The following is a 21,833-nucleotide window of genomic DNA, read 5'->3' on the forward strand; positions in this document are numbered from 1 at the left end:
GACTCTGGGGCATGAATTTGGACTTTAGCAAAATTGTGCCCTCGATCCCTTTTATCCTGAGTGGGATCGGGGTCACGTTGGAATACATGCTGCTCTCCGCCGTGCTTGGCTTGCTGTGGGGCGTCGTGCTGGCGCTGTTCAAAATTTCCAACAACAAGTACTTGAATGGATTTGCCGTGGTCTACACCTCGATTTTTCGAGGAACACCGCTGATCGTGATGCTGGCGTTGATTCACTACGCCGTTCCGCAACTGACCGGCTACAGCATACAACCGTTGCAATCGGGCGTGATCACGTTTGCCTTGAACTCCGCCGCCTACATCTCGGAGACGATTCGTGGCGGGATCATCTCGGTTGACAAAGGCCAGCGCGAAGCAGCGCTTGCCTTAGGTATTCCGTACAAAAAAATGATGTGGGACATCATCCTCCCGCAAGCGGTCAAAAACATCCTCCCCGCGATGGTCAACGAGAGCATCGCGCTGCTCAAAGATACCGCGTTGATCTCCACGATCGGTGCGCTCGACCTCCTGCGTCGTGGCAACCTCGTGGCGGCGGAGAAGTACATCTACTTCGAACCGCTGTTGTTCGTCGCGGCGATCTACTATGGAATGGTCATGATCCTCACATTCGGAGCCCGCGTGCTCGAAAGGAGATTGCGTCGCAGTGATTAAGGTAGAATCGCTTTCCAAATCGTTTGGCAAACTTGCCGTCCTGCACGACATCTCCGTCGAGATTGGCAAGGGGGAAGTCGTCGCGATCATCGGCCCGTCTGGATCGGGGAAGTCCACGTTGCTCCGCTGCTTGAACCTGCTCGAAGTTCCGACCCGCGGTCACGTTGTGATCAAGGGGGAGGAGATCACCGCGCCACGTGCTGATGCGATGAAAATTCGCCAGTCGATCGGTATGGTGTTCCAGCATTTCCACCTGTTTCCGAACATGACGGTGCTGGAGAATGTCGCCTATGCTCCAACCAACGTCAAGAGAGTAGCCAAGGACCAAGCGCGGCAAAAAGCGCTCGACCTGTTGACCCGCGTCGGGCTGGCCGACAAAGCGGACGTCTACCCGTCGAAGCTCTCTGGCGGGCAGAAACAGCGTGTCGCGATTGCCCGGGCGTTGGCGATGGAGCCGGAGATCATGCTGTTCGACGAGCCGACCTCCGCACTGGACCCTGAGATGGTCAAGGAAGTGCTGGAGGTCATGAAGTCACTGGCCCACACCGGCATCACGATGGCTATCGTCACGCATGAGATGGGATTCGCCCGGGAAGTGGCGGATCGCATCCTGTTCCTCGACGGTGGTCGGCTCGTAGAAGACGCCCCGCCCGCGGAGTTTTTCACACAGCCCAAGAGCGAACGCGCCCAGACTTTTTTGGACAAGATGTTGTAAAAAAACAGCCGACCCGGTGTGGGTCGGCTGTTTTTTTCGTGTGATAGGGAACAGTAAGAGAAAAACAGATGTCAACCTCAGGGGTAAGGGGATAGGTGTATGAAGGTCGATTCCTTCGAAAGATTACTGTGGTCGATTGCATTCCCTGGATTCGGCCAACTGCTCAACGGACAGGTTTTCAAAGGGGTGCTGTTCGTTGGCTTGGAGTTTTTGATCAATGTACAATCGCACTTAAATGCGGCGATCATCACGAGTTTTCATGGGGATCTATCAGCCTCTGTGCAACAGACTAACTATCAATGGTTGATGTTCTATCCTTGTGTCTACATGTTTGCGGTGTGGGACTCGTATACGTTCGCTGGGGGTGGACAGGGGCGGTTTGGCTATTTGCCGTTTGTTTTTTCCGCGTATACGGGAACACTGGGTGTGATCTATTCCACCGACTGGTGGGGGCCCGTCTGGTTGCCGATCGTGGGGCTGATGGTCGGAGCCGTGATCGGATGGATGCTCAGGAGGTTGCTGGTGACCTTGACAAAAAACGCCTAAATCGAGTACGATCCCTTAAAACTGGGAGGGATTTCAAACATGGAATTGAACCTGACAGGGCGCACCGGACATGGCACGCCCGATGACTTTGCAACGCTGTCTGTCGTGATGATCGATGGCGATGATCTCTATGTAGACAATGGCGCGATCCACGGCAAGTCTCGACTGGAGCGCGGTGTTGATTTCCGCACCTACACCAAGCCAGAGGATGTCCCGAACGGGCGCAAGGTGAAGGAAGTTTGGGTGCAGTTGAAGTCCTACGAGACGGGCCGTGGGTACTATGGACTGGTCTCAGCGGAACTCGTGGTCAACAGCGAGGACATGGTGGGCTACAAGAGCATGGGCGCATTGGTGATGGCGATGGATGGCGCCATCAAGGGCAAGTTCTCGCTGGCGCACCTCACCACGGAGGAGCGAGCGAAGTTCCGCAACTTCCTCGAAACGTTCCGTGCCGACCTCTGGGCGAACACACCAGAGGAGATCAAGGGACAACTGTAAAAGCGGATGTTGTGCAGACCACTGAGGGAGTATCGGCCCACGGTGGTCTTCCTGTTTTCTAGACCCTATGCATCAACGCATAGAAATTCAGAAAAGATTATTTCTAATCTATCTCATTGGTGATATAATACCCTTCGTATCTTTGTTGACGAAAGGAAAGGTGTGAGATGCAAAACCAAACCCCCCTGTTCACGAAGCTCGTGGAACACGCGAGCCGGAACCCGATTCAGTTTCACATTCCCGCGCATAAAAAAGGCTTCGGGATGCCGAATGAGTTTTCCGAGTTTATCGGCCCGAACGCCCTCTCCATAGATCTGATCAACATCGCGCCGTTGGACGATCTGCACTCCCCGAAAGGCATCATTAAGGAAGCGCAAGAGCTCGCCGCACGTGCTTATGGCGCGGACCATACTTACTTTTCCGTTCATGGCACTTCCGGTGCGATCATGACGATGGTCATGGCGGCCGTCGGACCTGGTGAAAAGATCCTCGTCCCGCGCAACTCGCACAAATCGATCCTCTCGGCGATCATCTTCTCCGGCGCGCATCCCGTATTTATGCATCCAGAGATCGATGCTGAGATCGGCATCGCCCATGGGGTATCGCTGGACACGGTTCGCGATACGCTCGATGCCCATCTTGATGCCAAAGCTGTGCTGTTGATCAACCCGACCTACTTCGGTGTGTCCGCCGATCTCAAGTCGATCGTCGATCTCGTCCACTCGCGCGGAATCCCCGTGCTCGTCGACGAAGCGCATGGCGTGCTGTTCGGCTTCCATGAAGACTTGCCGCTCTCCGCGATGCAGGCGGGTGCTGACATGGCTGCAACCTCCGTACACAAGCTCGGCGGCTCGATGACCCAGAGTTCCGTCCTGAACATCCGCGAGGGCCTGATCTCGCCGGAGCACGTGCAGTCGGTGCTCTCGATGCTGCATACGACCTCTACGTCCTACCTGTTGCTCGCCTCGCTCGATGTCGCGCGCAAAAACCTCGCGATCCACGGTCATGACTTGATCACGAAGACGTTGGATCTGGCACACGATGCACGCCGTCGCATCAACGCCATCGATGGCATGTACTGTTTTGGCGATGAGATCCTCAAAAACAGCGCAACCTTCGCCCATGACCCGTTGAAAATCAACGTCACCGTCAGCGACCTCGGGTTGACCGGTTGGGAAGTGGAGAAAATCCTGCGCTCTGACTTCAACATTGAAGTCGAAATGTCCGACTTGTACAACATCCTCTGCATCATCACGTTCGGCGACACGCAAGAGACGATCGATCTCTTGGTCAGCGCGCTGGAAGTGATCGCGGTCAAGTACCGCCGTGAAGTGCTGGAGCGCAAGCACGTCAAATACCCGTCCACGCCGCAGTTGGCGCTCTCGCCACGCGACGCGTTCTATAACAAACAGACGGAGATCGTCCCGCTCGCCGAAGCGGCCGGACGCATCATCGCCGAATTCATCATGGTCTACCCGCCGGGCATCCCGATCGTCATGCCGGGCGAAGTTGTCACGGCTGACAATATCGGCTACATCGTCGAACACATCAAGGAAGGTCTGCCCGTGCAAGGCCCGGACGACCCGAATATCGAGTTTGTCAAAGTCCTCAAATAGTTTCGATACAAGAGCTCCTCTCCGCCTCCGGGCGGGGAGGAGCTTTTTTCCAGATCGCGGGAAACCCGCAGTGGGATCGGCTGCGGAGATATTCCCAGTTGGTTTCCAGTTATCGCCTAGTGATCCACTCGGGATTGTCTGATAGAGTGAAGCAAGTGTTCGACACCGAACGTAAAAAACCATAACAAGCCGAATCCTCACACACGAAGAGGAGCGGAGGAACCAAACTTGGGGTGAACTTGCCACAACACGTGGCGAGCGGGAACCTTCTTCCCGAATCCGTCAGCTAACTCCGCAGGCTTCTAGAAGGGACGTGCAAGACCATGATGATGAAAAAATGGAAGCACCTCCTCGCAGGTGCATTGATGGTGGCGGGGGCACTGACCCTCGCTGACACGAAGGCAACAGCAGCTTCGATCACCGTGCAACCGGGACAGACGCTGTCGCAACTGGCGAAAGTCAACGGGACGACGGTCGAGGCGGTCAAGTACACCAACAACTTGAATTCGAACGTGATTCTGGCGGGCCAACAGCTGACCCTGCCGTTTCCGTACAAAGTCGGCAGTGGGGACTACATGTCCTACTTGGCGAAGCGTTACAACACAACGGTCACCGATATCCTGAGCGTCAACCATCTCGACCGCACCAACTTGTTCATCGGTGAAGTGATCATGATCCCCGTCGGCAAAAACGGCGTGACGATCCCGCCGGTCAAAGCAGTCGAAACCGCTCCGGCACCGGGTGCGGGCAAAGCGTCCGTTCCGGCACCGGTCCATGCAACCGCTCCGGCACCAGCCCATGCTCCGATCAAGACCACCGTGCCGGTGCTGACTCCGATTCCGCAGGCGCAACCAGCAGTTCCGACTGTGGCGGGACTGCCGTACACGAAGACGGTGGACGTTGCCGCGACCGCCTACGGTCCGGGCAACATCAACTGGCAGTGGGGCGGTTACACCCGCATCGGCACCAAAGTCCGCGCAGGTGTGATCTCGGTCGACCCGAACGTGATTCCGCTCGGCACGAAAGTCTGGGTGACCGGTTACAACTCTCCGTTGCTGCCGGCTGGCGGATTCGTCGCGGTAGCTGAGGACACCGGTGGCGCGATCAAGGGCAACCGTGTGGACCTCTACATCGAGGCGAACCAGCAACAACTGGTGCAGTTCGGCAAGCAAAACATCCAACTGTATATCCTGAAGTAAAAAAACCACCTGTTCCGTTTGCGGACAGGTGGTTTTTTCATGCCCGATTCGGGGACATACTGGAAGGATGAGAAGAGGTGAACTTATGCGTACCTATCAGGTTTTACAAGTCCTGCGCCCGATGCAAGGGGGCATGCGCCGCCACGTGCTCGATCTGATCACCGGCCTGTTGGAAGCGGGGCATCGCGTGACCGCAGCGTGCCCGCCGGAGACGGCGTTTTTTCGCGAGTTGAGCAGTCTCGTTCCCACGCTTGCGTTTCCGTTGGACGATCGCATGAACCCGATTCACGACCTCAAGGCGATGCGCCATCTGCAAAACATCTTGCGTCGCGAACGCTTCGACATCGTGCATCTGCACGGAGCGAAGGCCGGGTATGTCGGACGGTTCGCCGTGCGGAGGATCGAACCGCGTCCGGCGGTGCTGTACACCGTTCACAACCACGTCCTGCCCCGCCAAGCGATTTTGAAAAAAGCGCTCAACGCGCTGGAGCGCCGTCTCGCTGCCGACACCGATCGCGTGATCACAGTCTCCGATTCCCTGCGCCGGGAAGTCTGCCACCAGCACGGCGTGGAGGAGCACCGTTCGGTCACGATCCGCAACGGCATCCAAGGCCCGCCGCCCTTGACCCGCCGCTATGCCCGCGCTGTGCTCGGGGCCGAGGAGGAGTCGCGCATCGTGATCGCCTGCATCGGTCGGATGGTGGAGGAGAAGGGCATCGATGTGCTGTTGGAGGCGTTTACGATCCTGCTGTCCCGTGGTTTTGATGCGGAATTGGTCTTGATCGGGGACGGTCCGTTGCTCTCCGACTACCAAAACCGTGCAGGCAAGATCGGGCTCGCGCGCGTGCGTTTCCTCGGGGAAGTGCCGAACGCTGCGCAGTTGTTGCCAGGGGTCGACATCGTCGCCGTTCCCTCGCGTCAGGAGGGGCTGGGCCTCGTCGCCATCGAGGCGATGTTGGCGGGCCGTCCCGTTGTGGCTTCAGATGTCGGAGGCTTGCCAGAGGTGGTCCTGCACGGTGAGACCGGCCTGCTGGTGCCGCCAGCGGACCCGGTGTTGGTGGCGAGCGCTCTCTGTTACCTGATCGAGCGTGGCGATGTTCGCGAACGGATGGGCCGTCTAGGGAGCTTGCGCGCACACGAGCATTTTTCCCGGCACGGGATGATGCGGTCGGTGTTGCGCGAGTATGACGAGGTGATGGCCAGTCGGCAAGGGGTGATCGTATGAGGAAAAAAGCCAGACTGCTCGCAAGTTTCTTGGGGTTGGTGCTGGGGTTGCACGTGCTGTTGCCGTCCGCACAGGCGGCGCAAGAAGCGGAGAACGCCTCCAAAGACAAGATGGCGCGAAAAGTCGTGCTCGTCCTGCTCGACGGACTGCGCCTGTCTGACCTCTCGCCTGAGCGCACGCCGAACCTGTGGCGGATGCAGAAGCTCGGCTCTGTCGGGGTGATGAACCTCAATACCTTGGGGGCAAAAAACGAGGTCAACGCGGCGCTCACGCTCGGTGCAGGCAGTCGAGCGGGGGCCGTGGTCAGCGCGGCGGAGGCGATGGAAGTCGACGAAACGATCCACCGGGATGGGCACGTGTTGACTGGACGTGAGCTCTACGTTCGCCACATGGGCACAGAGCCGACCGGAAGGATCGTCGTCTCCCAATGGCCGCTCTTGCTCGAAGGTGTGGACAAGTCGAAGTCCAACACCGCCGTGCTGGGCGCTCTGGGCGACGCGGTACACGAAGCGGGTGGCAAAACGGCAGTGCTTGGCAATGCAGACTGGGGGGATGAGTTGAACCGTCCCGCCGCGTTGATCGCCGCAGACAGCAAGGGGCAGGTGGATGATGGCTCCCTGCGCGCAGGGAATGTGTCCGATCTTACGCGCCCCTATGGGATGCGAACCGATGTGGAGAGTCTGTATACCCAGTACCGCAACGTGCGCAACCAAGCGAATCTGTTCGTGCTGGAACCGGGTGATCTCGGGCGGTGGTACAGGACGCAAGTATTAATGGAAGATTCACAATTACAAAGCCTCTACAATCTCGCCTTGCACGAGGGCGATGAACTGATCGGCAAGCTGTTGCCAGACATTGGCCCGAACACGATGCTCGCCGTCGTCTCCCCGATCAAGCACCCTGCGGCTGACGCGCCGGCGCTGGCTCCGGTGTTGCTGGCGGGTGGCGATGTGATGGTCGGTGGGCTTCTGACCTCGTCCACGACCAAGCGCAAAGGGTTGATCGCCAATTACGACCTCGCGCCAACGTTCGCGAGCTTTCTGCAGGGGCTCGGCTATGTACATACGCACCAAGCATGGCTAGGGCAACCCGCGCTGGGGCAGACGGTGATGAATGCCAAGCAGGACAGTCTCCACCTCCTGCGTCAGCAGGTCGACCGGATGTTGGTGCCGAGCAACGCCCGTGCGGTGCTGGTCAAACCATGGATCAACACGTGGATCGGGCTCGCGGCCCTGCTCTTGCTCGCCGAATGGTTCCGTCGCCCGTGGTTGCGTTACCTCACACCGCTGGCTGAACTGATGCTGGTCTTCCCGCTGTCGTGGCTCTGCGTACCGCTGTTCGCTCCTACAAGCACGGAGCAGACGGTGTGGTACTCGCTGGGGCTGACAGTGTCGATCGGGTTGATGTTGCGCGGCTTGCGCGACCCGTTCGTCCGCCTCGGGGTGTTGGCGGGTGGCACGGTGTTGACGCTGGTCGCAGATCTCCTGCTCGGAGCGCCGCTGTTGAAACAGTCGGTGCTGTCCTATGATCCGATAGCAGGGGCGCGGTACTACGGAATTGGCAATGAGTACATGGGGATATTGCTCGGCGCGCTGTTGCTCGGGCTGAACGCAGCGGCTCGTTCGCGGCAAAAAATCGGCGTGCGCGGGCGGGCGCTGCTGGCCGCGCTTTTTCTCCTCGTGATCTATCTGTTTGCTGCACCGCGCATCGGTACGAATGCAGGCGGAGCGTTGGCGGCCGCGATCGGATGCACCTATGCGTTGATGCAGTTTAGCGATTGGCGGATGACACGGCGCAATTGGCTGTGGCTGAGCTCCGTGGCTGTGGTGGTCGTGCTCGGCATGATGGTGATGAATGTGATGTTGCCTAGCAGCGAGCAGACGCACATCGGGCGTAGCGCCCGTGAGCTGGTCGACGGGCAATTCAGCGAGCTCTACCAACTCGTCGCTCGCAAATTGCAGTTGAATCTGCTGTTGTTGCGCGTCTCCGCGTGGGGCAAGCTGTTCCTGCTCTTGCTGGCGTTTCTCGTCGTGCGGGTTTACAGCAGGCGGGATGCGGAGGCGGCGTTGTTGCGCAACGGTCGGATGATCGTCACGGCGGCGGTCGCAGCGTTCCTGTTCAACGACTCTGGCGTGGTGGCGGCAGGACTCGCCCTGCTCTACGCGGCAGTGCCGCTGGTTGATCCGGTTCCACAACAGGCGATGGAAATCCAGAATTGGGACATACTAGTCCAAGACACTGCACCACCAGAATGAAGTATGAGGTGACCTACATGACCAACGAATTCACTTGGAAGGTTGGCGGGGCTCAGGGGGAAGGGATTGATTCCACCGGGGAGATTCTGGCAACCGTGCTCACGCGGATGGGCTACTACATATTTGCCTATCGCCATTTCATGTCGCTCGTCAAGGGCGGGCACACGAACTACAAAATTCGTGCATCGACGCTCGACCCGATCTATTACCACGGCGACGACTTGGACATGCTGGTCGCGTTTGACCAACTGTCGATTCAGGAAAATGAAGACGAATTGATCGAGGGTGGCATCATCATCCATGATGCCAAGTTTCAAGCGACCACCAAGCGTGCAGGGCTGAAAGTTTGCTCCGTGCCGCTCTCCGACATGGCGAAGGAACTCGGCAACGCGATCATCAAAAACATGGTCGCAGCGGGTGCCTCCGCATACGTCCTTGACATCGATCCGAGCAATTTCTACGAGCAGATCGAACAACAATTTGGCAAAAAAGGCGTTGAACTTGTTGAGCTGAACAAAACCGCCTTCAACAAAGGCTACGATTACATCAAGGATCACTACGGCGATGTCCGCCGCCCAGCACCGCAAGCGACCAAGCCCGCAACAGGCAGCCTGCTGATGTCGGGGAACGAAGCGATCGGGTTAGGCGCTGTGTTGAACGGGTGTCGCATCCTCGCGGCCTATCCGATCACCCCGGCGACGGAGATCTTGTACTGGGTGCTCGCCAACCTGCCGAAGTATGGTGGGAAAGTCCTGCAGGCCGAAGACGAGATTGCCGCTTGCATCATGGCGATCGGCGCGAACTATGCAGGTGTCCGCTCGATGACCTCAACGTCTGGCCCAGGTCTGTCGCTGATGATGGAGGCGCTTGGCATGGCGGGCATCTCCGAGACCCCGCTGGTCATCGTCGACGTCCAGCGCGGCGGCCCCTCGACAGGTCTGCCTACGAAAACGGAGCAGTCGGATATCAGCGGAGCCCTCTACGGCTCGCACGGGGAAACTCCGCGCATCGTCATCACGCCGACCACGATCCCGGATTGCTTCTATCAAATCGGTCGTGCCTTCAACTTGGCGGAGGAGTACCAACTGCCGGTCATCGTCTGCTCCGACCTGCTGCTCGGGATGAACAAAATGGCGTTCCGCGACCTCGACCTCTCCACGGTCGATATCGCTCGCAAAGGGTTCGTCGACCAAGAACAGCTCGATGCTCTGGAGAAGGGGGCGTTCAAGCGCTACAGCCTTGACACCGAATCGGGGGTCTCGCCGCGCTCGATTCCTGGCATGAAAAACGGTCGGTACTGCGCCCTCACCAACGAGCACGAAGAGACTGGCTTGGAGATCGAGGATGTGCCGATGCGCAAAGCGCAGATGGAAAAGCGCTTCCGCAAGTTTGATGAGTTGCAGAAGCATGTCAATGACTGGGGCTATGATTACACCGGGGTCGAGGCACCGGATGTGCTGATCGTCGGCATGGGCTCGACAGTGGCTCAGATTCAAGAAGCGACCCGGCACTTTGACGGCATCTCCTATGGTCACTTGCAATTCCGCTGCTTGGCACCGTTCCCGACAGATGTGAAAAAGTACTTCGAAGCTGCGAAAAAAGTGTATGTGATCGACAACAACTACACCGGACAACTGGCGGGCATCATTTCCCGAGAAATTGGCTACCACGCCAAGCTGAACCCGGTTCTGAAGTACGACGGCAATCCGTTTACGATTCGCGATATCGTCACAGCGGTGAAGGGGTGATTTGAGACATGGCAACTTTGGCGGATTTTCGGTTTGAAAAAGCGACTTGGTGCCCAGGCTGCGGCGACTTCTCCGTGCTGGCCGCCCTGCAACAAGTCTGTGTGCGCATGGGACTGGAGCCGGAGGACGTATGCTGCGTCTCGGGGATCGGTTGCTCCGGGAAGATCTCGCAACACTTTGGGTCCTATGGGTTCCATACCCTGCATGGTCGTTCCTTGCCGACTGCACAAGGGATCAAGATGGCGAACCAAGACTTGACGGTGATCGCGGCAGGTGGTGACGGCGATGGCTACGGCATCGGGATGGGTCACTTCATTCACGCTTGCCGCCGCAATGTGGACATCACGTACATCGTCATGGACAATCACATCTACGGTTTGACCACCGGGCAAGCGTCCCCCACGTCGAAAAAAGGCTTCAAGACGAAAACCTCTCCGACCGGTGTCGCGGAAGAACCGGTCAAGCCGTTGGAGTTGGCGATCGTCGCAGGGGCTTCCTTTGTCGCCCAAGCCTTTTCCGGCGAACTGAAACAGATGCAACGCATCATCGAAGAAGGAATGAAACACAAAGGATTCTCGCTGATCAATGTCTTCTCTCCGTGTGTCACCTTCAACCGCGTCAATACCTACGAGTGGTTCAAGGAGAACATCGTCAACCTTGACGAGGAGGAAGGCTATGACAAGCACAACAAAGCCAAAGCGTTGCAACGCATCGGGGAGACCGATTCGGTTTGCACCGGCATCCTCTACCAAGAAGATCGTCCCGCGTTCCACGAAGCGGTGCTCGGCGCGACCGACCGCGGCACGGTGAAATTGCCGCTGGAGATTCCGCAAGCGGAAATGCAATCGCTGATGGATCAATTCCGCAGATAGGAAAAAAGGCATCCCCTTTCCCAAAAGGGGTGCCTTTTTTGTTGTGAAAAAATAAAGTTATTTTTTATCGGTAAAACTATATTGACTAAATCAGTTGTTCTGCCTAAAATAATTTAAGACAAGGGTGAATTATACTGAATCTAATCAAGACTAAGTTGATATAGAGAGGAAGAGTGAGTTGAACACATCCATCGAAGGTTACCGCCTATCTCCGCAACAAAAACGTGTGTGGAACACGTCTCGCACTTCACAGTTGCAGATGTCTGTTCTTGTTGAAGGCTCTTTACAGCCCGATCTACTGGCCGAAGCATTGGAAGAGTTGGTCCACCGCGAAGAAGTGTTACGTACGGTGTTTCACAAGATGCCAGGTCTATCGATCCCGGTACAGGTCGTTCTGGACGAGGTCAAGACCGCATGGACAGTCTATGAAAACGTTCAGTCCCCTGATATAGAACGTATATTGAACGAATTGTCGCTCACGACCTGCGACTTGGAAAAAGGACCACTGCTTCGCGCAGCCCTACTGTCGGAACAGCCAGAGAGAGGGATTGTAGTCCTACAAGTTCCAGCCCTCCATGCGGACCCAGATTCTAAGTATTTGGTACACGAATGGTTCCGTTTGTACGAAGCACGGGTGCAACAGCAGCAGACTGTATCTGTAGACGCGGAAGAGGAAGCGATTACATACACAGTCATTTCCGAGTGGTTGAACCAACTGCTCGAAGACGAGGAAAGCGACACGGGTCGGGCGTTTTGGTCACGGCAACGACTCGATGCGGTTCCGGCTCTGCACGTACCTTGGCAATTGGCGACGGAGAATCAGGAACAGGTACTCAAATCACAACGAGTTTCGGGTAACATCTGGCAAGAGTTGGCCAGAACGGCCAGTCAATGGAACGTGCAGACACAGGATCTTGTCTTGTTGGCGTGGCGTACGGTCTGGCAGCGCGTGTCGGGGCAATCGGAAATCGTGATGGGGTTAAGTTGTGATGGACGGACAGATGAGGGCGTTGAAACAGCGCTTGGACTGATGACCCGCTATGTACCGCTTACCAGCCATTGGAACGAGGAAGAGCGCGTACAGGATGCGGCTGTGCGGTTGAGCCGAGTCACTCTGGAGGCATACGAATGGCAGGAGTCGTGGAGTTGGGAGTTGACGACACCAAAGGCGGGAACCGCCGCCGAGCGCGGAATGTTCCAGATCGGATTCGAAAGTCGAGAGCGCTGGTCTGATTTTGAGGTGGCGGGGGTGCGAGTGTCCTTGTTGCAGGAGCGGGGACAGGTGGAACCGTTTGAGGCGTTGTTGTCCTGTTACATGGATGCGGATGGCGCAGAGTTGACGGTGCGGACCGATGGGCGGATCTGGCCGGAGGAAGCGGTGAACCAATGGTTGTTCGCGCTGTTGGAGATGTTGGAGCAACTGTCTACAGATTCTCACCTGCGGTGTGGGGAGTTGCGTTTTTGGCACTCGTCAACGAAAGACTTGCAGGCAGCCGCGCTACGCGGGCAGGCCGGATCTTTGGAACGTGCTGAGGACGACGGTTGGCTTTATGTAACCGAACATTTAGAAAATTATGATCTGTGGCGCCCGTTGCCAGATGTGCAAGTACGGGTTGTCGATGCATCAGGAGAGTGGGTTCCATTGGGAGCCGTCGGTGTGATCGAGGCGCGCAAGCAGGACCTGGCGGACGCGGAGTGGACGACCCTGAGCCGTGGGCGACTGTGGCCTGGTGGACGGTTGGAGCGCATGCAGGAGGAGTTGCATCGTGATGGGGAATTATCCGCACCTCGCAATGAGGTGGAGCGAGGTCTGGCGGCGATCTGGTCTGAAGTGCTTGGGGTTGAGGAGATCGACGTTCACGACAATTTCTTTGACTTAGGTGGACATTCGCTGTTGGCAACGCAAGTGGTCATCCGGATGCGGGCGACCTACGGCGTGGAGTTTCCGATGCGCATCGTGTTTGAAACCAAAACGCTGGAAGCACTCGCACAGGCGGTGGAGCGAGCTGTGGGGGCTCAAACGCAGGTGTCGGCTACGAGCTATGCCTCGATTCCGCGCTTGCCGGAGCAAGCGTTATACCCGCTGTCTCCCTCTCAGGAACGCTTGTGGTTTTCGGCGCAGTTGTCGACGAGCAACCAGTTCGGCTCTGGTTTTTATTATGTAATTGAAGGGGAATTGCATACGGATTGTTTTGCCCGCGCTTTCGAAGCACTTGTTGCTCGGCATGCGATCATGCGTACAACCATCGAGGTACAGGATGGTGTAGCGTACCAGCGGTTGAATGCCGGGGTACAACCGCATCTACACCAGCACGACGTACAGGAACTGCCGGAGTCTGAGCAACTGGCGATGGTGCGTGAGAGCGTCTTGGACGTATGGACGACACCGTTTAACCTGAGCAACGAGTCGTTTTTCCGCTTTGAATTGTACCGATTAAGCCCGCAGAAGTCGCTCTTGTTCCTCTGTGCGCATCACATCGGGTATGACGGTTGGGCGGTCCGTCTGTTGATCCGTGATTTGAATGAGTACTACTCCGCGTTCCGACGTGGAGAGGACGAAGTAAAACTACCCGAAGTGGTGCCGTTTGCTGATGCGGCGGCGTGGATGCATCAGCGACTGGCAGATGGCGAGTTACAAAGCCAATTGGACTACTGGCTCACGCAGCTGCGGGACGATGTGCAACCTCCGAGCTTGCCGGGCGATACAGGCGTTTGGGCACGCAATCCGCTTGATGTGCGCACGATCGAGATGTCGTCCGAGATCACAGCTCGGTTGAATCAATTGGCGCAGGACCAGGGCAGTTCGCTGTATGCGACCGTGTTGTCGGGGGTGATGGCGTGGCTGTCTCGCTTGTCGCGGGAGACGCTCGTCACTGTCGGGGCGACGCTTTCAGGTCGAACCCATCCAGAGTTGGAAGAAGTATTCGGGCCGATGATCAATCCCGTAGCGATGCGTACGGATCTGTCGGGCAACCCAACCTGCGCGGAGATGGTGGCACGGGCGGCACAGACGTCGTTTGACGCGTATGCCAACCAAGACTATCCGTTCGATTTGTTGTGGCAGGAATTGCGCAAACGAGGAGCCAAGGCCGCGTCGCTGTACTCGGTGATCTTGATCGGGCAAAACGTGACGGATGGCGAGATTCGCTTGAACGGGATGCGTTTGAAGCCACAGCCGTTGACCGAGTTACTGGCTGACCGGGTGCAGGAGGCGGTGCAACGCTTGTATGGGACGGAAGAAGCGGAATCGTCCGCCTATGAATTGGTGATGTCGATGCGCGAAGTGGATGGCGGGATCGTGCTGGAGGCGAACTACGCGGTTGCCAAATTCCGTCCAGAGACTGTGGATCGGTTCTTGGAGCAAATCGTTCAAGTATTGGAGCAGTTTTCCACCGACCCAGAGCTGCGATTGTCACAGCTTCAGATTGAGGAAGCCGTGGCAGAGGATGCTTGGGAAGAGCTTTTTTGAGGAGGGAATTGGATTGAAGATGACCGTTGAGGGTCGTGAAAGCCTACCCATTGTCAATATGCCGACCGATGCGCCGCGCAAGGCCGTGCCGTCCATGCACAGCCGTCGTGTAGCTCGTGAATTTCCGGAAGGTCTTGCAATCGGGTTGAGCCAACTGAGCAAGCAGTTTGGGTCCACGATGGAAGATGTGGTGCTCGCGGCTATTCACGCCCTGTTGTATCGCTACACGGGACAGGATGATCTTGTCATAGGGGTGCAGTCTGCCACCGGCTCTGTACATCCATCGCGGGTACATGTAGCACCGGACCAGCCGTTCTCTACGTTGGTACAGTCGGTGCGTTGTGGTCCGGCAATCGAAACGGACGTGTCCGTTTTTCAAGTTGGATATGCGTGGGGCTCTGTCGCAAGTGCGGACCCCGGGCAGTCACCGTATGAGTTGTCGTTGATCATCAGTGACAAGGTGCTAGCCGCTGATTATCGTGTTGAACTGTTGGAGCACGAGACGGTGGAAAAGTTGTTGGAGAGCTTGGAAACGATGTTGGTTGGCATCGTAGAGCAGCCGGACTCGGATCTACTGGGTCTGCCAGTGCTCTCTGCCTTGGAGAGGCAGCGAGTGTTGCATGGGCTGAATGATACGTCGGTCGACTATGGGCCGGAGGAATGCATTCATACGATGTTCGAGCGGCAGGTTGCCAAGACGCCCGACGCGGTCGCGTTGGTTTTTGAAGGCCAGGTGCTAACGTACCGCCAGCTCAACGAGCGTGCCAATCAGGTTGCCCATTACTTGGTGCGGTCGGGCGTCGGTCCGGATGTGCGGGTGGGCGTATGCATGGATCGTTCGCTGGAGATGTTGATTGCGATCTACGGCGTGCTCAAGACCGGCGGTGTCTACGTACCAGTTGATCCCTATCACCCAGCGGAGCGTATGGCGTTTACGATGGAGGATTCGCAGGTGCCGCTGATGCTCACACAGAAGCGGTGGTTGGAACAGCTGCCGAACGCAGGGTTTGAATTGATCTGCCTCGATACCGAGTGGACGAAGTTCGCTGAGGAGAGCACGGAAAACCCAGGTGGTACGTTCTCTCCGGACAACATGATCAGCATTCTCTATACGTCTGGCTCAACTGGCAAACCCAAAGGGGTCATGAGCACACACCGCGGGATCTGTAACCTGTTGCGCTGGATGCAGGGGGTGTTTGGACTGACTCCAGATGACCGCCATGTGTTGAAGACACCTTACAGTTTTGACGTATCGGCGTGGGAGCTGTTCTGGCCGCTGGTCTACGGAGCGCGTCTCGTCATCGCCCGACCAGAAGGGCACAAGGACAGTGCATACTTGGTCAAGTTGGTGAAGGAACAGGGAATTACGACGATCGTATTTGCGCCGTCGATGATGCAGTTGTTCCTAGAGGAGCACGGAGTCGAGGACTGCACGACGATCAAGCGGGCACTTTGCGCAGGGGAAGCGTTGCCGTTTGAGTTGCAAGAGCGCTATTTTGCAAAATTGGATGCCGAGTTACACAATCTGTATGGGCCGACGGAAGCATCGGTCATCGTCTTGCATTGGCAGTGTGAGCGCGAGTCGGCAAAGCGGGTCGTCCCGATCGGGTATCCGATCGCCAACACGCAGATCTACTTGCTCGACGACCGGATGCAACCAGTGCCGCGCGGTGTGGCGGGCGAATTGTTCATCGGCGGTACGGCAGTTGCCCGTGGGTATCTGAATCGACCGGAACTCAATGAGGAGAAATTCGTAGTCGACCCGTTCACGACCAAGCCAGGTGCTCGCTTATATCGAACAGGTGACTTGGCGCGGCATCTGCCTGATGGCACGATCGACTACATTGGACGCATCGACCATCAAGTCAAACTTCGGGGTTTGCGAATTGAACTTGGAGAGATCGAGGCGGTGTTGCAAACGCATGAGGCCGTACGCGAGGTCGTGGTTGTGGCCCAGGAGGATCGCCACGGCGGGAAGTTTCTCGCTGCGTTCCTAACAGCGGTTGAAGGAGCGGACCTCGATCAGACGGTACTCCGCCACTATGTGAAGTCTAAATTGCCGGACTATATGGTTCCTAACGTATTCGTGGTGTTGGAGCAGATGCCGCTGTCCCCTAATGGCAAGATTGACCGTAAAGCGCTACCACAAGTCTCGTTTTCCGATAATGCCCGCGAGGAGCACATCGCGCCGCGAACCCCGTTGGAACAGACGATTGCGCAGATTTGGCAAGACGTGTTACAGGTGCCGGATGTAGGCGTGACCGACCACTTTTTCTACTTGGGAGGGCATTCGTTGTTTGCCAACCAAGTGGTGGCACGCCTGCGCGAGACGCTGGGCGCGCACTTGTCGGTGGGTGAGTTGTTCGACTGTCCGACGGTGGAGGAGCTGGCCGTTTTACTAGAGGGACGTTCAACTGAGCGATCGGAGTCGGTTGCGTGGGAAACCTCGGAGCGTCCTGAGCAGTTGCCGTTGTCGCATGCCCAAGAAGCCATGTGGTTTGTGGAACAGTTAAACCCCGACACGACGCAGTTCAACGTGCCTTTCGGGTTGCGTTTGGAAGGGAACTTGGACGTGGATGCGTTGCGTGGCAGCCTGAGCGAAGTGGTGCGGCGACATGAAGCGTTGCGCACAGTATTCACTGTGGTGGACGAGAAGCCGATGCAACGAATTGTAGAGCCTAGCACCTGGGATGTACCGCTTGTTGACCTCAGCGAAGAGACAGAATCGGAACGTCAATCGGCGTTCGAGCGTCTGCTTGCGAACGATGCTCAGCAGCCGTTTGATCTGCAAAATGGGCCGCTGTATCGAGGTTGCTTGGTGCGAATGCGTTCGGAGGACTATCTGTTGCTACTCAACATCCACCATATCGTGTTCGATGCGCGCTCGCTTGATGTGTTCAAGCGAGAGTTGCTGGCGCTGTATGAGGGATCTGTGCTAGCCGAAGTGGCGATGCAGTATCCCGATCATGCATATCGTGAGCGAAATCGCCTGGAGGAGGGGCAGCTGCGCGGTCTGGAGTACTGGACCCGGCAGTTGGCTGGCTCATTGCCACAGATCGACCTCCCGATGGATCGTCCGCTGACGGCAGACGTTTCCACACGTGGCAGGATGCAACGCAGCCCGTTACCCGTAGAGGTGACAGCAGCTGTCAAGTCGTTATGTCGGGAGGAGCGCGTGACACCGTTCATGGTGTTCCTTGCCGTGTACAACTTGTTGCTACACCGTCTGTCCGGACTCGACGATCTGATCGTCGGAACGCCAGTCGCCAATCGGGATCGTCTCGAAACGGAAGAGATGATCGGTCTGTTGCTGAACACCCTCCCCTTACGCTGTGATCTCTCGGGCAATCCGAGTTTCCGCGACCTGCTTCGTCGGGTGCGCAGTGTGACGTTACAAGGCTACGAACATGCCGCGGTGCCATTTGAAAAAGTGGTCGAAGCGGTGCAACCAGAGCGCAGTCTCCTGCGCAATCCGATCTTTGATGTGATGATCAATTACCTTGACTCGCCGGAAACGACAGTACAAGCAGCCGGGATACGGGCCACGACGACGTACGACTTCCAACTGGTGTCCAAGCATCTGATGACCTTGTTCGTGCAAGAGGTGGAACAGGTGATGGTTCTGGAGTTGGTCTGTCGGGCCGAACTGTTCTCTGAGGTGCGTGGGGCGATGTTGCTGGAGCAACTGCAAGGGCTCCTACAACAAACGCTGGCCGAACCCGATCGCCCGATTGGAACGTTTACATTGCTGACGGAGACGGCTCAAGCAATCCTGCCTGAAGTGGCGATGCCGTTGGATGAGCCGCAGTATCCATCGGTGCTGACCGAGTTCCGGGCACGTGCGATGGAGCTACCTACGAAGAGTGCGGTTGTCCAAGCTGGGCGTGCTGTGTCCTACGGAGACTTGCTGGCTCGGGTAGATCGGTTGGCGCATGCCCTGCGTGCACAAGGATTGCAAAAAGGCGATGTAACAGCGGTGATCAGCCGTCGTCGCATCGGATTCGTGGTCAGCGCGTTGGCTGTTCTGCAAAGCGGGGGCGTGTTGCTTCCTGTGGACGCGGATCTACCGCCGTTGCGCCAACGCATGATGCTGGAGCAAGCCGTACCGAAGCGTCTGCTGCTCTGCACAGAGCAGGAACTGGCAGACGAAGTTCGTGATCTGGCAGAGGGATTGCCTTTGTTGCGTGTATCTGAGGAAACGGGCGATGTGGGTACGAATTCCGTTCTGGCCGGCGAGGAGAGCGCGGTGTGGGAAGAGCTGGAGCCGGATGCCCCCGCCTATCTGTTCTTCACGTCTGGTACAACAAATCTGCCCAAAGGGGTGCTGGGCACTCACAAGGGCTTGAACCACTTCCTGGCTTGGCAGCGTGAGGAGTTCCATGTTGGTTCAGAGGATCGGGTCGCGCAGATGATCCACTTGTCCTTCGACGCGATTCTGCGCGACATCTTCTTGCCACTTACTGCTGGAGCCACTCTGCACCTGTTGGACGAGCCGGAAGATCTCAGCCCAGATGTGGTGTTTCCTTGGTTGGAACGGGAGCGTATCACCATCTTGCACTCGGTTCCGTCGTTGGCGCAGTCGTGGCTACAAGGGGCACCAGAGGGTGTGACGCTACCGTCGTTGCGCTGGCTGTTCCTTTCCGGAGAACCGTTGACCGATGGATTTGTGACGAGGTGGCACGCGCGTTTTACTGAGGGTGAGCTCGTGAACTTCTACGGCCCAACGGAAACGACGATGATCAAAACTTCCTATCACGTTCGCCGTGGTGAAGTCATGCCGGGCCTGCAACCGGCCGGGTGGCCACAACCGAACACGCAGGTGTGGGTGGTCAACGCAAGCGGCCAACTCTGCGGGATCGGAGAGGCGGGAGAGATCGTCCTGCGCACACCTTTTGGTACGCTAGGCTATCTCAATGCGCCAGAGGAACAGGCGCTGCGTTTCCGTCCGAATCCGTTTGGTGAGGCTGTGCAAGACCGCGTCTATTACACAGGTGACCGTGGGCGCTACCGACCGGATGGCGCGTTGGAAGTGCTAGGTCGTCTCGACGATCAAATCAAAGTGCGCGGCGTGCGCGTCCAGTTGGGCGAAGTATCGGCTGTTCTGATGCGCCATCCAGCTGTAGCCGCTTGCACCGTGCTTGATCTGCAGGATGCACAAGGGCAGACGCAACTCGCCGCCTATGTGGTACCGACCCACACGGAGTCGATCTCTGTGGAGGAATTGCGCCTTCACCTTGAACGGCGGCTCCCGAGTGCATTTGTACCCGCTTATTATCTGCTGCTCGATGCCTTGCCGCTCATGGTGAACGGAAAAGTCGACCGTCGGGCACTGCCACGACCGGAAGTTGCGGCAGGAATTGATCCGGACGTGCGTGTGGCACAGACAGGAATCGAAGCAACGGTAAGCAAGATTTGGTCAGAGGTCTTAGGGCTGGAGCGCATCGGCGTGAACCAGAACTTTTTTGCCCTCGGTGGTCACTCCTTGCTCTCCACACAAGTCATGTCCCGCGTTCGTCGTCAATTCGGCGTGGACCTGCCTTTGCGCCACTTGTTCGAAGGACCGACGATTGAACAGTTGGCGATTGCGGTGGAGACGGCGTTGCGAGAACAACCCGTAGAGCAGCTAGGTGAACTGACAGCGATCTCTCGTGAGGGAGCCCTGCCGTTGTCCGATATGCAAAAACAACTCTGGTTCTTCGAGCAACTCGAATCCCAGAGTGCACTCTACCATGTGCCGTTTGCGTTGCGTTTCGAGGGTGACTTGAACAAGGGTCATCTACAAGCTGCCTTGCAGGAGATCATCTGTCGCCATGAGTCGCTGCGTACCGCGTTTCGCGCTCAGGAAGACGAGGCGGTTGCCATCGTATTGCCGCCGGAAGCGGTGAACCTGCCGATGACCGATTTACAGGGGCATGCCTACGACGATCGCGAGCAGGTGCTGGAGCGGATGATTCTGGAGGATAGCGCTCGTCCGTTTGACATGCATGCGGGTTCACTGTACCAGTTCCACCTGTACCGTCTGGCGCCAAGTGAACATGTGTTGCTTGCCACCCTACACCATATCATCTCGGATGGTTGGTCGGCGGGTGTGTTCACGCGGGAAGTCGCGGCGCTCTATACCGCGTTTGCCCAAGGCAAGCCTTCGCCACTCATCCAGCCCGCCTGGCAATATGTCGACTACGCGGCTTGGCAACAGCGTTTTGTCCAGAGTGAGGCCTATGAGCGACAAGTGGCGTACTGGAAAAGGCAACTGGGTGGCCAGTTGCCAATCCTCGAACTCCCGACCGACCGTCCCCACCCTTCGAAGCCGAGTTATGCAGGGGCGGTAATCCGCACTTCGCTCCCGAGCGCACTCGTTCAGCAAGTTGAGGCGTTCGCGCTCGAACAAGAGGTCACGGTGCAGATGGTCATGCTGACTGCATTCCAGGCGATGCTGTATGCGCGTACTCGACAGGAGGACCTGTTGATCGGCGTACCTGTCGCTAACCGTTTGTTGGAGGAGACAGAAGGGCTGATCGGCTATTTCGTGAACACGCTGGTGTTGCGCACGAGTTTGGCGGGCAATCCGAGCATCGGCGAATGGCTCCACCGCGTGCGGCTGACTTCGTTAGAAGCGTATGCACACCAAAGCGTACCATTTGAGAAGTTGGTGGCGGAACTCCAGCCGGAACGAAATCTGAGCCGTTCCCCGCTCTTCCAAGTCATGTTTAATTATCAACTTGTGGCCCAGAACCACTATCAGCTGCCAGACCTTCAGATGAGCACAATTTCGGTCGGCCGTGAAACAGCCAAGTTCGATTTGAATGTACACGTCCACCAGTATGCAAATGGAATTGACGTACTGTTCGAATATCGCACCGACTTGTTCGAATCGGTGACCATGCAAGGGATGGCGGAGCAGTTCCAAGAGTTGCTGCACCGCTTGACGGAAGACCCGGAGATACGTCTGCGCGAGATCGTCCAGTCACCATTGGGAGACCTTGAGGACGAGTTATTCGGGTAAGGAAAGGTGGGTCTGG

At 57.2% G+C, this 21,833-nt stretch carries 12 protein-coding genes and 1 riboswitch; all 12 genes read left to right on the top strand.

The window, feature by feature from the left end; all coding sequences use genetic code 11:
• Positions 1–11: 11 nt before the first annotated feature.
• Entirely contained in the window at positions 12–671 is a 660-nt protein-coding gene (locus C7459_RS13605; protein WP_109689844.1) for an amino acid ABC transporter permease, read from the top strand.
• A complete protein-coding gene (locus C7459_RS13610) occupies positions 664–1,386 on the top strand; it encodes an amino acid ABC transporter ATP-binding protein (protein ID WP_109689845.1) in 723 nt (240 codons plus the stop codon). The genes C7459_RS13605 and C7459_RS13610 overlap by 8 nt, the downstream gene beginning before the upstream one ends.
• A 99-nt stretch (positions 1,387–1,485) precedes the next feature.
• Complete coding sequence (locus tag C7459_RS13615; RefSeq protein WP_109689846.1) at positions 1,486–1,932, top strand: hypothetical protein; 447 nt, start codon at positions 1,486–1,488, stop codon at positions 1,930–1,932.
• 39 nt (positions 1,933–1,971) lie between these two features.
• Positions 1,972–2,430 carry a YwhD family protein gene (locus C7459_RS13620; protein WP_109689847.1) on the top strand — a complete coding sequence of 153 codons (459 nt, stop codon included), beginning with the start codon at positions 1,972–1,974 and terminating at the stop codon, positions 2,428–2,430.
• Between the two features lie 167 nt (positions 2,431–2,597).
• Positions 2,598–4,046 (top strand): aminotransferase class I/II-fold pyridoxal phosphate-dependent enzyme, encoded by a 1,449-nt coding sequence (locus tag C7459_RS13625; protein WP_109689848.1) that lies wholly within the window; start codon positions 2,598–2,600, stop codon positions 4,044–4,046.
• A 177-nt stretch (positions 4,047–4,223) separates the two neighbouring features.
• Positions 4,224–4,362: riboswitch (cyclic di-AMP (ydaO/yuaA leader) on the top strand.
• 7 nt (positions 4,363–4,369) lie between these two features.
• The gene (locus C7459_RS13630) at positions 4,370–5,245 is read left to right on the top strand and encodes a LysM peptidoglycan-binding domain-containing protein (RefSeq protein ID WP_109689849.1); all 876 of its coding nucleotides are present in this window, start codon (positions 4,370–4,372) and stop codon (positions 5,243–5,245) included.
• An 85-nt stretch (positions 5,246–5,330) separates the two neighbouring features.
• On the top strand, positions 5,331–6,470 hold the full coding sequence (locus tag C7459_RS13635) for a glycosyltransferase family 4 protein (protein WP_170119459.1): 1,140 nt from the start codon (positions 5,331–5,333) through the stop codon (positions 6,468–6,470).
• A complete protein-coding gene (locus C7459_RS13640; protein WP_109689851.1) occupies positions 6,467–8,725 on the top strand; it encodes a hypothetical protein in 2,259 nt (752 codons plus the stop codon). The genes C7459_RS13635 and C7459_RS13640 overlap by 4 nt, the downstream gene beginning before the upstream one ends.
• Before the next feature lie 17 nt (positions 8,726–8,742).
• Positions 8,743–10,473 carry a 2-oxoacid:acceptor oxidoreductase subunit alpha gene (locus tag C7459_RS13645; RefSeq protein ID WP_109689852.1) on the top strand — a complete coding sequence of 577 codons (1,731 nt, stop codon included), beginning with the start codon at positions 8,743–8,745 and terminating at the stop codon, positions 10,471–10,473.
• A gap of 8 nt (positions 10,474–10,481) precedes the next feature.
• The gene (locus C7459_RS13650) at positions 10,482–11,345 is read left to right on the top strand and encodes a 2-oxoacid:ferredoxin oxidoreductase subunit beta (RefSeq protein WP_109689853.1); all 864 of its coding nucleotides are present in this window, start codon (positions 10,482–10,484) and stop codon (positions 11,343–11,345) included.
• A gap of 178 nt (positions 11,346–11,523) precedes the next feature.
• Positions 11,524–14,814, top strand: coding sequence for a condensation domain-containing protein (locus tag C7459_RS13655; protein WP_109689854.1), 3,291 nt, complete (start codon positions 11,524–11,526; stop codon positions 14,812–14,814).
• Positions 14,815–14,833: 19 nt separating this feature from the next.
• Positions 14,834–21,817 carry a non-ribosomal peptide synthetase gene (locus tag C7459_RS13660; protein WP_245884551.1) on the top strand — a complete coding sequence of 2,328 codons (6,984 nt, stop codon included), beginning with the start codon at positions 14,834–14,836 and terminating at the stop codon, positions 21,815–21,817.
• Positions 21,818–21,833: the final 16 nt, after the last annotated feature.

Origin of the sequence: Tumebacillus permanentifrigoris, from assembly GCF_003148565.1 — a bacterium.
GTDB lineage: Bacteria > Bacillota > Bacilli > Tumebacillales > Tumebacillaceae > Tumebacillus > Tumebacillus permanentifrigoris.

Bases quoted from the DNA above. Each gene is read 5' to 3' on its own strand.
- C7459_RS13605 (WP_109689844.1), top strand. From the start codon at position 12: ATGAATTTGGACTTTAGCAAAATTGTGCCCTCGATCCCTTTTATCCTG.
- C7459_RS13625 (WP_109689848.1), top strand. From the start codon at position 2,598: ATGCAAAACCAAACCCCCCTGTTCACGAAGCTCGTGGAACACGCGAGC.
- C7459_RS13615 (WP_109689846.1), top strand. From the start codon at position 1,486: ATGAAGGTCGATTCCTTCGAAAGATTACTGTGGTCGATTGCATTCCCT.
- C7459_RS13620 (WP_109689847.1), top strand. From the start codon at position 1,972: ATGGAATTGAACCTGACAGGGCGCACCGGACATGGCACGCCCGATGAC.
- C7459_RS13635 (WP_170119459.1), top strand. From the start codon at position 5,331: ATGCGTACCTATCAGGTTTTACAAGTCCTGCGCCCGATGCAAGGGGGC.
- C7459_RS13640 (WP_109689851.1), top strand. From the start codon at position 6,467: ATGAGGAAAAAAGCCAGACTGCTCGCAAGTTTCTTGGGGTTGGTGCTG.
- C7459_RS13660 (WP_245884551.1), top strand. From the start codon at position 14,834: ATGACCGTTGAGGGTCGTGAAAGCCTACCCATTGTCAATATGCCGACC.
- C7459_RS13645 (WP_109689852.1), top strand. From the start codon at position 8,743: ATGACCAACGAATTCACTTGGAAGGTTGGCGGGGCTCAGGGGGAAGGG.
- C7459_RS13650 (WP_109689853.1), top strand. From the start codon at position 10,482: ATGGCAACTTTGGCGGATTTTCGGTTTGAAAAAGCGACTTGGTGCCCA.
- C7459_RS13630 (WP_109689849.1), top strand. From the start codon at position 4,370: ATGATGATGAAAAAATGGAAGCACCTCCTCGCAGGTGCATTGATGGTG.